Origin of the sequence: Vibrio lentus (assembly GCF_002875945.1) — a bacterium.
Lineage (GTDB): Bacteria > Pseudomonadota > Gammaproteobacteria > Enterobacterales > Vibrionaceae > Vibrio > Vibrio apostichopi.
Genome location: NZ_MCZK01000143.1, coordinates 12694 through 27252, shown reverse-complemented (window position 1 = coordinate 27252; position 14559 = coordinate 12694). Strand labels below are relative to the sequence as shown.

The window sequence follows — 14559 nt, the reverse complement described above, 5'->3', positions numbered from 1 at the left end:
CAATTAATGAGAACTCTTCCTGTCTTAATCCTACCTTTGTTATTGGTTCTGAATACCCTTTCATTCTCTGCGCAAGCGAGTGAAAGCTGGTGGTTGCGAACGGTATTCAATAGCAGCCCAATTCAACCGAGTTCTCAAAACTATATTAACGATATCGATCTCATGGATTGTGGCGAAGTTGAAGGCACTCTTCTGTGCAGTGATCTCACTCAATATTACGATTTGGATGTTTATGTTGAACTGGAGTTGGGTGACTCAAGCGTAGAGGTGGTTCGCCTTAACCTGCCATATTCGAACCTAAATTACACAAAGCTTCAGGCATACCTTCGCCAAGATGGCTTTGCTCTCAGCTCTATTCGCATTGGAGAGGATGAGTTCGATGTCTTCGCTCAACTTGAACAAGCGAAACGTGAGGGCGTTGGTTACGATAAGGTAGATAAACAACTTGTCGAATTCATCAACTCACAACATCGTTCCTCTGAGCAAATGAGTTTATGGAATGTGCCTAGTTCTTCCTCATCTTCTTCTCGTTCGTCAGCTCCTTGGATTCAGCTACATAGTGATGGTGACAATTTAACGGTTGAACTAAATCGCTTTTAATTGCTCCAATTTATAGATGGTTTCGTAATTCATTAGAGTCAACAAGCCTTTTGGAATAACGGTTCACGGGCAGACAGCAAGCTATTCTTTATTTAAGTGTTCGTTTTTCTGTGGCTCTCACATTTTTAGTAAGCGTTTACCTTTGCCATTTGTTATACGTTGAGCCTTCGGTAAAACGAGCTTAGGATACGTTCAGTATTGATAAAGGAGACAACCCATGGTTGCAAGAGTAACGACAGCGCCACAAGGCCCAGAACTTTCTGAGTTGGTGCAAGGATACTGGCGTACAGCAGAATGGGGTATGACCCCGCAACAACGCCTGACTTTCCTTAAGCAGCACATTGATCTTGGCATCACAACTGTTGATCACGCGGATATTTACGGTAACTACCAATGTGAAAAGTTGTTTGGTGAAGCATTAGCGCTTGAGCCAAGCCTTCGTGATGATATCCAAATCGTCACCAAGTGCGACATCAACTTGTGTGGTGACCACACTCCTGATCGCAAGGTCAATCACTATGACACCAGCGCGCACCATATTTACCAATCGGTAAATAATTCTCTAGAGCGTTTGGGTGTAAGCGAGCTTGATGTCTTACTGATTCACCGCCCAGATGTACTGATGGATGCGGATGAAGTAGCAGAAGCGTTCGCTGAACTGCATAAGGTCGGCAAAGTTAAGCACTTCGGTGTCTCTAACTTTTCACCGCGCCAGTTCGACTTACTGCAATCTCGACTAGGTAAGCCACTGGTGACTAACCAAGTTGAAATCAACCCATTGAACTTCGAAGTAGCCCATGATGGCACGCTGGATCAACTGCAGATGAACCGTACTCGTCCTATGGCGTGGTCTTGTCTCGGTGGTGGTAGCATCTTCAGTGGCGATTCAGCGCAAGCGATTCGCGTTCGTGATGAGCTAGAAGCAATTCGCCAAGAAGTGGGTGCAGATAGCATCGACCAAGTGATTTACGCTTGGGTTCGTCGTTTACCGTCTAATCCAATTGCGATTATTGGCTCAGGTAAGATTGAACGTGTGAAGACGGCCGTTGATGCACTGAAAATCGAACTGACTCGCGAGCAATGGTATCGCGTATGGGTTGCATCTAAAGGCCACGGTGTGCCATAGAAAGCAATTCGAATAGCAGCAAAAGCCAGCTAACAAAGCTGGCTTTTTTGTGTTCGCCTAACATGTTTCTTCAAAACTGTGATTAGAGTGGAATATTTTTCAAAAACACTCATAATGCACTCTGTTTTTCACCAGTTGGATATTTCCATTGAGCACTTCAAAATTCTCTTCAATCGCCCTTAAGCCAGAGCTTCTAAATACGTTAGATTCTCTTGGTTATACTGAAATGACGCCTATTCAAGCGTTAAGTCTTCCTACTATTCTGGATGGCAAGGATGTTATCGGTCAGGGTAAAACGGGTTCAGGTAAAACAGCTGCTTTTGGTTTAGGCGTGCTGCAGAACCTACGCGTTAAGCGTTTCCGTGTTCAGTCTTTAGTGTTATGTCCGACTCGTGAGCTTGCAGACCAAGTAGCAAAAGAGATCCGTACTCTTGCTCGTGGTATTCACAATATTAAAGTGCTGACACTTTGTGGCGGCATGCCAATGGGACCACAAATTGGTTCACTAGAGCATGGTGCACACATTCTTGTGGGCACTCCTGGTCGTATTCTTGACCACCTAGAGAAAGATCGTATTGACCTGTCTGAGTTGAACACACTTGTGTTAGATGAAGCCGATCGCATGCTAGAAATGGGCTTCCAAGATGCTTTGGATGCAGTGATTGAAGCGGCACCAAAAGATCGTCAAACGTTACTGTTTAGTGCGACTTTCCCTAAACAGATTAAATCTGTTGCAGACCGCATCATGCGTAACCCAGAAATGGTGAAGGTTGAATCAACGCACGATCACTCAAGCATCCAACAACATTTCTACAAAGTTGAAGGTACTGAAGCTCGTGATGACGCACTAGAACTACTGCTTCTTCATCATCAACCAGAATCTGCGGTTGTGTTCTGTAACACTAAGAAAGAAGTACAGAACGTAAACGACGAGCTAAGCCATCGTGGCTTCAGCGTTATCGAGCTTCATGGCGACATGGAACAGCGTGAACGTGATCAAGCTTTGGTTCAGTTCTCAAACAAAACCATCTCTATCTTGGTTGCAACCGATGTTGCTGCTCGTGGTCTTGATGTTGATAACCTAGACGCTGTGTTCAACTTTGAGTTGTCTCGCGATCCTGAAGTTCACGTACACCGCATCGGTCGTACTGGACGTGCAGGAAGCAAAGGAGTAGCTATCAGCTTCTTTAGCGAAAAAGAGATGCACCGTGTTGCTCAAATTGATGAGTACATGGATATGCCAATCGAACCATCTCAGTTGCCAGCTAAACCAATCGCTAAGCCGTACTACTCAAACATGGTAACCATCCAGATTGATGGTGGTAAGAAAGCGAAACTTCGCGCAGGTGATATTTTAGGTGCGTTGACTGGCCAAGGCGGCATTGATGGTAAATCAGTAGGTAAGATCAACTTGTTCGCGATGCGTGCTTACGTGGCTGTAGAAAGATCAATGGCTAAGAAAGCATTAGGTAAAATCGAATCAGGTAAAATGAAGGGTCGTCAATTCCGCGCCCGAATTCTGAAGTAATTCGAGATAGTCTCCCTTTACTGCTAAGTCATGCTAGTGATAATGCAGTAAAGGGTGTTCCACAGTCAGTAACGTATCAAACGTTTATTCATCAGGTCTGATCGAATAGAAATCGTTGATATGTCTTCCTTCGCTAAGATACCAAGTCATCGCTTCCTGTCGATTATTAGCGGATATCGTAATTGTGGTTAGTCTTCCATCGTCAAAATAACAAAGCTCGTACTCTAACTCGCTTGTATAATGAGGAGTAGCGGCCATAGCTTACCTCCCAAATATTAATCATTTGAAAATAAATAAACCATTCGTTTATAGGGTTCGTTTACGTCAAATGAGCAATAAAAATCAAGTTACATCACTGCCATTAATTATTTTTAGTTTAATCATTTGCCGAAATAGCGAGATTAGCAAGTCTGAGTCTCAATTTATCTCAAAGTTTTTACGGCCACTGCTTATTAAGGCTACTTTTATAAGAGCTAGAATTGGCGTTATAAGAACGAGATCTACCTTAAAAGGGTGAGTTAATGGATTTTCTGAATATCGTGAGAGGGTTTAATGAGAAAGTGTCGATGGTTGGTCTTGTTAGTCTGTTTTGTATTCGCTGGTTGCGGGACTAAATTTGCCTATAACAATATAAGCTGGTTTGCAGTTAGCTATATTGAAGACTTTGTTTCTCTATCTAACAGTCAAGAATCAGAGCTCGAAGATCGCCTCGACTTATTACAGCAATGGCATAAAGAAACTCAACTACCGCTGTATATTACGCAATTAGAAGCGATTCAAAATCTAGACCGTTCTGATATGAACCCTGCTTTTATCATTGACCAGAGTGAACAAACTAAAAATCATATTCGCTCAATCGTTAATAAGTTCTCTCCCGATATTTACGCATTAAGTATGCAGCTTACCCCTGAGCAAGATAACGAATTCTTAAAGAGCTTTAGAGAAAAGCAGCAAGAGTATTACGGAGAAAGATTATCATTGAATGATGAAGATTCGAGAAAGCGATATCGAAGTCGGATAGAAGATAGGCTAGAGCGATGGCTAGGGTCGGTATCGAAAGAGCAAAAACAGATTATTTCGACTTGGTCTCAAGAGTGGGTAAATACCAACGATAACTGGCGCCAATATCAAAATAATACATACCAAGATCTCACCACTCTCATGAAAAAGAAGACTGACTTACATATTGCGCAGCCAATTATTATGAACCTGCTTCTGAACAATGAAGCTTATTATCCGCAAGATCTGGGGTCTAAGCTTGATAAGAATATGCAGACATCAGCGAAATTCTTGGTGGATATCGCGGCAGCGAGTAGTGATAAACAATGGGCTTATTTCATGAATGAGTTAGAGAGCCTCAAGTCAACGCTGGTGACACTGCAGGAGTAGGGTCGCTATATTAAGGCTAGTGACTGTTTGCTACTAGCCTTCTGACAAACCCCAAACCGAATGCAGAGAGTTAGCCTCTGTTACTCATCAGCAGCTTTGGAATCGAGCCTTTAGCGGTCTTAGATATTTTCTGCATCAGTTGAAAGCTCGGCTGTTGAATACCGTGATCACTTTGCAGTTCATCAATCATCAATAACCATAACCGTGCTGTCATTTCTGAATCGGCTAAAGCTCTGTGGAAAGTACCGTCGTTGTCGATATTCTTAAAACGCACAAGGTCGCCTAGCTTATGAGTCGGCGCGTCTTGGATGAGACGGCGAGCTATCAACATTGAGCAAGCGAACTTGCCCGTATAGTCTCGGCCAATAAAGTCTAATTCCGCATCAAGAAAGCGTTTATCAAACGACGCATTGTGAGCAACAAGTTGGCTGCCTTGGATAAAGTCTGCAAACTCATCCATCACTTCGCTGCAACTGGCCGCCGTGCTTAACATACGGTTACTGATCCCTGTATAGCTTTCAATGAACCCGCTAACACGAAATCCTGGGTTCATGAGTTGCTGGAAGGTGTCGACGACTTCGCCGTTAGCTAATTTAACCGCACCGATTTCAATCGCTCGGTCACCCATGTTTGGTGATAAGCCTGTGGTTTCGAAATCGAGAACGATAACGGAGTCTGCGGAGTTTGGATCCATCGTGTTTCCTAATTACTATTGGGTTGTATCGCTTTATATGGGGCGCTTAGTGTTGCTATGGTTGAGTCTATTGCGTGTTCTCGCTGATAGTGAGCTCAGTGTAACCTGTCGAATCGTCATGCTCTCTGTTGAAGGTCAAGGTATCGTAGCGGTGAACAATCAATTCAGCAGTGGTCGCGATAATCGTCCCTTCAAGTAAGTGCCCACCAATCACATTGCCATTTTCATCAGCAACGGATATATGAACATGCTGGTGGTTTGGGGTTAGTGTCGCCATTACAGACACAATTTCGAACGGAGCTGTGATTAGCTTGGTATTGTTCGCATTAGCCAGACGAATATTGAGTTGAGAAACACACCCGACACAAGACACGACAGAGCCCGCTAAGATATTGTGCGCTGTCACAAGCTTTTGGAGTTCAAGTTTTAGATCTTGGCCGCGGGTTAATCTCGTTGCGATAGGAGTGATCATCTTATGGCCTCAATTTTATTTGTATTTCTAAGAGCAAAACGAAGCCCTATGTGGCTTCGTTTTATTTTCATTTTGGCTAACGCGACTTTTGCATTTCTGTCGTTGAAATTACTTAGTCTTGTTGCTGTTCTCTTTTCTTTTTAGGCACGAAGTTCAATACAGAGATTGGTACTTCTTTGCGTGGTTCGAAACCTTCAACTACGCGACGCTCAATCAAGTGACCAAGACGTTTCTCGATAATGCACAGGTTCTTGAAGTTATCTTTCGATAGGAAAGAGATCGCTTCACCAGACGCATCAGCACGGCCTGTACGACCAATACGGTGAACATAGTCGTCCGCAGGGAATGGGATGTCGTAGTTCACTACGCGGCTTAGATTATCAATATCGATACCACGAGCAGCAACACCTGTCGCAACGAGATATTTTAGACGACCTTTCTTGAAGTCAGCCAGAATCTTTTCACGAATCGCTTGGCTACGTCCACTGTGGAAAGCTTCAGCTTGGATACCACGCTTTTCAAGTTGAGCAACCAACTTAGCCGCGCCGTGCTTAGTTTCGATAAAGATAAGCGCTTGGTCCCACTCACCATCAGTGATCATGTGGCTTAATAGCGCAGATTTACGGTCTTTATCTACAGTAACTAGCCATTGTTCGATGTTCGCTTTAGAAGCGTCAGTTTTGGCGATAGAAATCTCTTCCGCTTCACTGATTGCGCTTTTCGCTAGCGCACGAACTGGCGTTGATAGCGTTGCTGAGAACAACAGGTTTTGAATGTTTTGTGGCAAACGCGCGATGATCTTGTTGATGTCTTCGATGAATCCCATGTCTAGCATGCGGTCAGCTTCATCAAGAACCAGAACTTCAACTTCATCAAAGTGAACGGCACGCTGTCCGTACATATCGATCAAACGACCTGGTGTTGCCACAAGAATATCGACGCCTTCAATAAGACGATCTTTCTGGTGTTGGTAAGACACGCCACCGTACATCGCTAATGATGTTAGGTTTAGGAACTTCGCGTACTTAGTAATGTTCTGCTCAACCTGAATCGCAAGTTCACGAGTTGGTGTCAGAATAACAGCACGAATGCGTTTTTTACGTTGTGTTTCACCTTTACTTAGCATTTCTAAGATAGGGAGAACAAAGCTCGCAGTTTTACCTGTACCTGTTTGTGCAGCAGCAATAAGGTTCTTACCAGAAAGCACAATCGGAATTGCTTTTTCTTGAATAGAGGTTGGCTTTTCATAGCCTTGTTTTGCAACGGCTTTAACAATAGGTGAGCTTAATCCAAGCTTGGAAAATGGCATAAGTTTCTCGGTATGATTTGGCTAAATAGCGATGGAAAGGTTTAACAATCTTATACAAGGATAAGATTAATGGCGGCATTCTACCATGTTGCTTGTGTACCGCTAGTAACATAGACACTTTAGTTGGATAATACTGGCTCAATAAGACGACGATAAGACAGGGATGTATGGAAATTACGCCGAATGAACGCGATGCAGTATATAAAACGATTTTTTCTCGCCGAGATGTTCGTGGTCAGTTTCTTCCTGATGAGATCCCAGAAGACGTTTTGATGCGTGTACTAACCGCAGCGCACCATGCGCCTAGTGTCGGTTTTATGCAGCCTTGGGATTTTGTCGTTGTTCGTGATATCGAAACCAAGCAACAAATTAAAGCCGGTTTTAATCAGGCTCATGCGGAATCCGCGGAAATGTTCACCGATGAAAAGCAGTCGATGTATAAGCGTCTAAAGCTTGAAGGAATCGTCGAATCACCTATTGGTATCTGCGTGACTTGCGACCGCAACCGAACAGGAAAGGTTGTGTTGGGTAGAACCATCAAACAAGAGATGGATTTGTACAGCACCGTGTGTGCGGTTCAAAACCTATGGCTCGCAGCAAGAGCCGAGAACCTAGGCTTAGGGTGGGTGAGCATTCTTCACGACTCAACACTGCGAGACGCATTAGATATCCCAGAAAACATCGATATCGTGGCGTATCTGTGTATCGGATACGTAGACCACTTCAAAGATAAACCTGAACTCGAAACCATGGGTTGGTTACCAAGAAGGGACGTTAATTCAGCGATTCATGAAGGGAAGTGGAATCCAAATAAAGCTGAGTGATTCAAGGCTTTGATGTCTTCGTAATATATTGATATTAAATACCAAAGCTCGTTACTGATATTTCAGTATAAAGTTGAATTTATAAACCCGTGCTGATATTAATGACACTTGATTCACCGCTCTAGCCTGGAATCCAATGAACGACGCTAACTTACGTAGACTTCAACAACTTACTACAAAGTACGAATTAGGTGAAGAGTACCATCTCACGATCGATGATCTAGAGCATTCGCTGTCGACTTCGCGCAGAAACACCTCGATAGTTCTGAAATGCTTATCTGAGTACCACTGGATTTGTTGGATTCCGTCTAAAGGGAGAGGGAAACTTAGTCAATTTAAGATCTTGGTTAGCTTCTCGGAAGCATTAGAGCAAGTATTAGCGCTGCAGTTAGAGCACGGCCGCTTTAACGTTATTCCTCGCCTTCTAGAAAGCTATGGGGCAGCAGCGATAAAGGCACTGACACTAGCGACTGAAAAACATAGTCTGTTCAATGAACAGCATGAGCATTTGCTGATTACTCAATACCCGTGGGTTGATAATCTTGAACCTGCTAGAACATACAGAATCGCTGAACATCAAATATTAAGAAGTATCTACAATACTTTATTAGTTCAAGATCATGAGGGGAACCCCCAAGCCAGCCTCGCACACCATTGGAAGATAGAAGGTCGCTTTCTGCATTTTTGGTTAAGGCCGAATGTGCTATTCCATGACGGCGATACGTTAAGTGCGAAAGATGTTGCTCAATGCTTGTTACGGTTAAAAAGTATCGATGGCCCTGTACAGTCTTTATTTGAGCAGGTCAGTGATGTTCAAGTGGTTGGTGATAAACAACTGACTATCGAGCTGGCACATGCAAATCCTATGTTTATATATGCGCTGTGTAGTGCACACGCGTCTATTTATCGTTGTAAGCGAACGTATTTCTCTAGTGGGCGCAGTGCCTATATGGGAACGGGTCCTTTCTCATTAGACGATTGGAGCGAAGAACGCCTCGTTCTAAAACGTCATCGTGGCTATTTTGCTCAAAATGCTTTGTTAGAACAGATAACGCTTACCGACATCGAGGGCCTAAACGATCACACCCTGAGTTTTAATAGATCTGGCGTTGCAGAAGAAACCACTATCAATGCACTTTCGTACCTTGCGGTTAATCGCAGGGAAGGCTCAGGAATTACCTCTGATGACTTAGACAGCTTGGTATTGTTTATCAAATCCAGCAGTAAAGAGTTTGACGCCGATATGATGACGGACGACTTGTCTTTCTCGCCTAGCAAATTAACGAGCAGTCTCCTCACTCCCACTTTGACGGGAACCGTTGTATTAACACGACCTAAAATGACGATTCCTTTGCTTCAAGATATGGCGGACTGGCTGCAGCAAACTATTGCAAAGACTGGCATCACTATGGAAGTCGTTGAGCTTCCTAATATTAGTGACCCTAGCTCAATGAGTGAGTCAGCAGATCTGTTATTTATCGAAGAAATTATTGAACAGCCAAAAGATTATGGCCTTTACGATTGGTTACTTGCTGCATCTGGACTCAGATTTATTTTTAATAGCTCTGAGATGAAGGAGCATTGCGAGATAGTTCGATCAGCCGTCAGTGGCGATAATCCAATTGACAGGTTGAAACAAATTGAACATTCGCTTTATCAACAGAAGCTACTTTGTCCGTTGTTTCATGGTAAAGAGAAGGTGTCTAACAGTGTTGAGGTTCATGGCGTAGAGATAAACAAAACTGGCTACAGCGATTTTTACAAGCTTTGGATATCTTCTAGCGAGAAGTAATTAATCTATTTTTGAGTGTATTCCCTTCTTTTATAGCGTCTTGGTCAAAATGAAAACATGCATGAATTGCCTATCACCCTTTCATGTTTCTTTTAAATACCAATCGTTACTATGACTCATCATGACTATAAAAGTCATTCTCGGTCATCCCCCCAATGACAGTTCTACTTATTAATCTATTTCATTAGGATCTCATCGAATGAAACTTAAGCTTATTTCTATCGCACTTATCGTTGGTGGCCTTACGGCTTGTGGCGGAGGAGGCGGTGGTAGCAGTTCCAGTGCTCCCGCTCCTCAAACAAAAACCTTACAAGGTGTGGCTATCGATGGTTATATTTCAGGGGCGACCGCGTTTTTGGACATCAATTATAATGGTGTATTAGATGAAGGTGAACCAAGCAGCATCACAGACGATGAAGGCAGCTATGAATTGTCTTTAACGGGCTCTAACTCGGACTGTATGGACTACGCACCAATCGTAGTGAATGTACCGGTCGGCGCAATTGATGCGGATAGCCCAAACTCGCCGATTACTGAACCTTATCAGTTAGTATTTCCGCCAGTCATGACGGTGAGTTCTGATTTAGAAATCAAGTCAACGACACCATTAACCACAGTGTTATGGAACGAGATTCAAGCTGATTTGCACAAAGGTGGCTTAAACAGTTGTTCAGCTTTGAAGCAAGCTGTGAACACCCAAAATAGCATTATCCAAAATGTGAAAGAGCATGACTTCCGAATTGCCAATCGATACAACATCGCAGTTGAGGACTTGTACGGTGATTTCGTTAAAGACCAAGATACTGAGCTCTATGACTTAGCGCAAAAAATGATGCCGGCTATCAAAAAGTCGTATCAAGAGACCAAAGAGATTCAAAAAGAGAATCCAAAAGCCCAACAAGCTTATGTTGATTATTACTGGGAGCATTGGGATTACGCTAAGAAGAACGAAATAAATAAGTGGTATAAAGTTAAAACAGTGATGACCGCTGACAAGCTGATTGTTATTGAACATGAAGTGTCAGCTGATCTGCAGACAGAACTGGTTTTAAATAAACATATTGAGCGCAATGGCCAGAAGAAAAATGGCTTAGAGTATGACAAGGAAGCTTGGTTCTCATTGAGTAGCGATGGAACGGAATATTCATGTTCGGTGCAAGAGACCATCAAGCAGCAAGTTCTGCCTAACTCATTGACTACCTTTGGCGTGATGAACCGTGGGTGGTCTCAACAACCTGATTGGGAAAGTTGCTCTGGTCAAGACGTTGGGGCGGGCTTTATGCAAACCTTGACGGCAGATATTGTCGGTGATTACAAAGATCAGTCTACTCAGGTACAAGCGAAATTTAATTTTGAGAATAACGCACCACACCCTGAGTGGGTTGATCTAGGGGATACATTGGATAACGTATCTCGCAGTGACTTTGATGCGCTAGATTACCTATCAGTAGATTTCAATGATAATGCGTCGTATGGCTCTGATAGTTGGAATAGACATAAATATGCGTACATTGAAAATACCCCGTTTGATTATACTCAAACGATAACGTCTAAAGACTCTCAAGGTAACTGGACTAAAAATTACTATTATCAGAATGGAACAAGTCGATTTGAATGTTCATATGATGGTGTGAATTGGTCAAAAGACACTTGTAAGTAACGCTGACGAAGTCGTTACTTAATAATTCTAGATGCCTTTATGCAATAAAAAATCCAGTGTCTACAAGACACTGGATTTTTAGTTTTGGTTGCTATCTATCTTCGCTTTATCGAAAGTACTTACGCGATCTCAATCTTCTCAGCTTGGTTCTGTTCTACCATAGACAGTGCTAGTGCTTCCGCAGCTTTAATACCATCGATACCAGCAGATAGGATGCCACCTGCGTAGCCTGCGCCTTCACCTGCAGGGAAGAAGCCCTTAAGGTTGATGCTTTGGTAGTCTTTGCCACGTTTGATGCATACAGGAGAAGACGTACGCGTCTCAACACCTGTTAGTAGGCCGTCTGGCGTAGAGAAGCCTTTGATCTTCTTCTCGAACGCTGGGATTGCTTCACGAATTGCTTCGATAGCAAAATCAGGCAGAGCTTTTGAAATGTCCGTTAGGTGGATACCCGGCGTGAATGATGGTTTTACTTCACCGATTTCACTTGGATCGCGACCTTTCAGGAAGTCTCCAATTTTCTGTGCAGGGGCATCGTAGTTCTCGCCACCTAGAACATAAGCAGCGCTTTCTAACTCACGTTGTAAACGGATACCTGCTAGTGCGTCACCTGGGTAATCACGTTCTGGGTCGATACCCACAACGATTGCGCTGTTTGCGTTGCGCTCTGCACGAGAGTATTGGCTCATCCCGTTTGTTACTACGCGGCCTTCTTCCGAAGTCGCTGCAACCACAGTACCACCTGGGCACATACAGAAGCTGTATACAGTGCGGCCATTCTTACAGTGGTGAACGAGTTTGTAGTCCGCAGCACCTAGGATAGGGTTACCTGCGTTCTTACCGAAGCGAGCTTCATCGATCATCGCTTGCTTGTGTTCGATACGGAAACCAACAGAGAAAGGCTTCGCTTCCATGTAAACGCCACGTTCGTGCAGCATTTCAAACGTATCACGAGCACTGTGGCCAACAGCCAGTACAACGTGGCGAGATTTAATCTCTTCACCGTTAGAAAGCGTTAAGCCAGTGATTTGACCATCTTCCATGTGAACGTCGTCTACGCGAGTGCTGAAGCGGATTTCACCACCTAGCTCAATGATAGTAGCACGCATCTTTTCGATCATGGTAACCAGTTTAAAGGTACCGATGTGTGGCTTACTTACGTATAGAATTTCTTCTGGTGCGCCAGCAGCAACGAATTCTTCGATTACCTTACGGCCGTAGTGCTTTGGATCTTTAACTTGGCTGTATAGCTTACCGTCAGAGAATGTACCTGCGCCACCTTCACCAAACTGCACGTTTGATTCTGTGTTCAGAGTACGCTTACGCCAGAAACCAAAGGTATCTTTAGTTCGTTCACGAACTTCTTTGCCACGCTCAACGATGATTGGGTTGAAGCCCATTTGAGCAAGCACTAGACCTGCGAACAGACCACAAGGGCCAAAACCGATAACGACAGGGCGCTCAGTTTGGTTCTCAACCGCTTTAGCCACGAATTTGTAAGCCATATCAGGCGTTACTTTTACGTGCGGGTCGCTAATGAATTGCTCTAACAGCTCAGCTTCGTTTTCAACGAGAACATCAAGCGTGTAGATAAGCAGGATCTTCGATTTCTTACGAGCATCGTAGCCACGTTTAAAGATATTAAAAGAGATAATTTGATCAGCATTGATACCAAGTTTCGCTTCAATAGCGGCTTGAACAGCTGATTCTTCGTGGTCTAGAGGGAGTTTAATTTCGGTTAAACGTATCATTTCGATGTCTCGTCTTTGTAGGTGTCTTAGCTAGACCGCTTATTGAACCTGTAAAGCTGAGTGTAAAAGCCGAGGTTTCAAAGAAGCAGTAAGCTCACAATGGCGCGCATTTTACGAGAAATTGATTTATCTGTCATACTAATTTGGAAACATGGAGCAAATAGACACGATATTAGAGCCGTATGATGTTGAATTTTGCCTTGGGATGAGTATTATCCTCCATTCTTCAATTTTGACTAACTTATAGAGCAGAGCATCATGGCATTTGTCGTAGGCGATAACTGTATTCAATGTAAATACACAGACTGTGTGGCGGTATGCCCCGCAGATGCATTCCATGAAGGCCCGAATTTCATGGTAATCAACCCAATCGAATGCATTGATTGTGGTTTATGTGTACCTGAATGCGACGCTCAAGCGATCTTCCAAGAAGATGAACTGCCAGAAGATCAAAAGATCTTTATTGAAGTGAATGCTGAGCTTGCAGAGATCTGGCCGGTACAAACGGAAGTAAAAGCACCGATGGATGAAGCTGAAAAGTGGAATGGTGTCGCTGATAAGTTGGCAATGCTAGAAAAGTAATTGCTGAAAAGAACTCAAATAAAAAGGCGTACTGATTTAATCAATACGCCTTTTTAATATCTGAACACTGTCGACTGGCTCGTTAGCTTATGAGAGTTAGCTATGCTGACGACGCATGTTGTCGAGAATAATACCTGTCGCCATTGCTACATTCAGAGACTCTGCACCACCGAATGCTGGAATCGTAATTTTATCAGTCACGTATTTAGCGGCGTGCTCACGAATGCCGTGAGACTCACTGCCCATCAGCAAAATGCCGTTGGCAGTAAATTCTGTCTTATGAACACTTTCGCCCTCTAAGAACGCACCGTAAACAGGCAGGTTCGCTTGCTCTAAGTATTCAGGTAAGTCTGTTTGGCTTACGTGTACTCGGCCAAAGCTGCCCATGGTCGCACTGATCGTTTTAGGGTTGTATGGGTCTGCACAATCGCTGCTTGCAACGATATGCTTGATGCCATACCAGTCTGCTACACGAATAATCGTACCTAGGTTGCCCGGGTCTGAAACTCCATCAAGTGCAATCATCAACCCAGTTGCTTTTGGCAGTTCAAATGTTGGAATCTCAACAACAGCAATCGCTGCATTGTTACTTACCAAAGTACTCGCTTTGGTCAGATCATCCAGCGAAGCTTCAACACAATCAAACTCAAACAGTGATGCGTGATTTTCAGATAAGAAATCAGCCGTAGCAAAGACGTTCTTAACGACTAAGTCACTATTGAACAGCTCAAGAACGTTCTTTTCACCTTGAACTAGAAACAAGCCGTGGGCTTTACGTTGTTTCTTTTGGCCCAAAGCACGAAGGAGTTTTAATTGGTTTTTTGAAATCATG

General features: G+C 43.6%; 14 protein-coding genes. 8 read left to right on the top strand and 6 right to left on the bottom strand.

Annotated elements, in window-relative coordinates:
- The first annotated feature begins 6 nt into the window (after window positions 1-6).
- The 3 genes from BCT49_RS15890 to dbpA all read left to right on the top strand — a co-directional run bounded on the left by BCT49_RS15890 (window position 7) and on the right by dbpA (window position 3254).
- The gene (locus BCT49_RS15890) at window positions 7-600 is read left to right on the top strand and encodes a hypothetical protein (RefSeq protein WP_102436484.1); all 594 of its coding nucleotides are present in this window, start codon (window positions 7-9) and stop codon (window positions 598-600) included.
- Window positions 601-817: 217 nt separating this feature from the next.
- Window positions 818-1726 (top strand): aldo/keto reductase, encoded by a 909-nt coding sequence (locus tag BCT49_RS15885; RefSeq protein WP_102436482.1) that lies wholly within the window; start codon window positions 818-820, stop codon window positions 1724-1726.
- 148 nt (window positions 1727-1874) lie between these two features.
- On the top strand, window positions 1875-3254 hold the full coding sequence (gene dbpA, locus BCT49_RS15880) for an ATP-dependent RNA helicase DbpA (RefSeq protein WP_102436480.1): 1380 nt from the start codon (window positions 1875-1877) through the stop codon (window positions 3252-3254).
- Between the two features lie 84 nt (window positions 3255-3338).
- Here dbpA and BCT49_RS15875 read toward each other — a convergent pair whose 3' ends face one another.
- On the bottom strand, window positions 3339-3512 hold the full coding sequence (locus tag BCT49_RS15875; RefSeq protein ID WP_017077429.1) for a hypothetical protein: 174 nt from the start codon (window positions 3510-3512) through the stop codon (window positions 3339-3341).
- Between the two features lie 294 nt (window positions 3513-3806).
- Here BCT49_RS15875 and BCT49_RS15870 point away from each other — a divergent pair, with 294 nt between their 5' ends.
- Window positions 3807-4643 (top strand): DUF6279 family lipoprotein, encoded by an 837-nt coding sequence (locus BCT49_RS15870; protein WP_102436478.1) that lies wholly within the window; start codon window positions 3807-3809, stop codon window positions 4641-4643.
- A 70-nt stretch (window positions 4644-4713) separates the two neighbouring features.
- On the opposite strand, the gene BCT49_RS15865 is transcribed toward BCT49_RS15870, so the two are convergent.
- The 3 genes from BCT49_RS15865 to BCT49_RS15855 all read right to left on the bottom strand — a co-directional run bounded on the left by BCT49_RS15865 (window position 4714) and on the right by BCT49_RS15855 (window position 7118).
- On the bottom strand, window positions 4714-5337 hold the full coding sequence (locus tag BCT49_RS15865; RefSeq protein ID WP_102436476.1) for a 3'-5' exonuclease: 624 nt from the start codon (window positions 5335-5337) through the stop codon (window positions 4714-4716).
- 67 nt (window positions 5338-5404) lie between these two features.
- Window positions 5405-5809, bottom strand: coding sequence for a PPC domain-containing DNA-binding protein (locus BCT49_RS15860; protein WP_102436474.1), 405 nt, complete (start codon window positions 5807-5809; stop codon window positions 5405-5407).
- Window positions 5810-5921: 112 nt separating this feature from the next.
- Window positions 5922-7118, bottom strand: a complete 1197-nt coding sequence (locus BCT49_RS15855) for a DEAD/DEAH box helicase (RefSeq protein WP_010431064.1) — start codon at window positions 7116-7118, stop codon at window positions 5922-5924.
- Window positions 7119-7285: 167 nt separating this feature from the next.
- On the opposite strand from BCT49_RS15855, the gene bluB reads away from it, so the two are divergent.
- The 3 genes from bluB to BCT49_RS15840 all read left to right on the top strand — a co-directional run bounded on the left by bluB (window position 7286) and on the right by BCT49_RS15840 (window position 11394).
- The gene (bluB, locus tag BCT49_RS15850) at window positions 7286-7942 is read left to right on the top strand and encodes a 5,6-dimethylbenzimidazole synthase (RefSeq protein WP_102436472.1); all 657 of its coding nucleotides are present in this window, start codon (window positions 7286-7288) and stop codon (window positions 7940-7942) included.
- 136 nt (window positions 7943-8078) lie between these two features.
- Complete coding sequence (locus tag BCT49_RS15845; RefSeq protein WP_102436470.1) at window positions 8079-9734, top strand: ABC transporter substrate-binding protein; 1656 nt, start codon at window positions 8079-8081, stop codon at window positions 9732-9734.
- A gap of 199 nt (window positions 9735-9933) precedes the next feature.
- Window positions 9934-11394, top strand: coding sequence for a hypothetical protein (locus BCT49_RS15840; protein WP_102436468.1), 1461 nt, complete (start codon window positions 9934-9936; stop codon window positions 11392-11394).
- 119 nt (window positions 11395-11513) lie between these two features.
- On the opposite strand, the gene BCT49_RS15835 is transcribed toward BCT49_RS15840, so the two are convergent.
- Complete coding sequence (locus BCT49_RS15835) at window positions 11514-13145, bottom strand: NAD(P)/FAD-dependent oxidoreductase (protein ID WP_102436466.1); 1632 nt, start codon at window positions 13143-13145, stop codon at window positions 11514-11516.
- 258 nt (window positions 13146-13403) lie between these two features.
- Here BCT49_RS15835 and fdxA point away from each other — a divergent pair, with 258 nt between their 5' ends.
- Window positions 13404-13727, top strand: a complete 324-nt coding sequence (fdxA, locus tag BCT49_RS15830) for a ferredoxin FdxA (RefSeq protein ID WP_050650887.1) — start codon at window positions 13404-13406, stop codon at window positions 13725-13727.
- A 96-nt stretch (window positions 13728-13823) separates the two neighbouring features.
- Here the strand turns inward: fdxA and BCT49_RS15825 are convergent, their stop codons facing one another.
- The gene (locus BCT49_RS15825; RefSeq protein WP_017099786.1) at window positions 13824-14558 is read right to left on the bottom strand and encodes an RNA methyltransferase; all 735 of its coding nucleotides are present in this window, start codon (window positions 14556-14558) and stop codon (window positions 13824-13826) included.
- Window position 14559 lies beyond the last annotated feature (1 nt).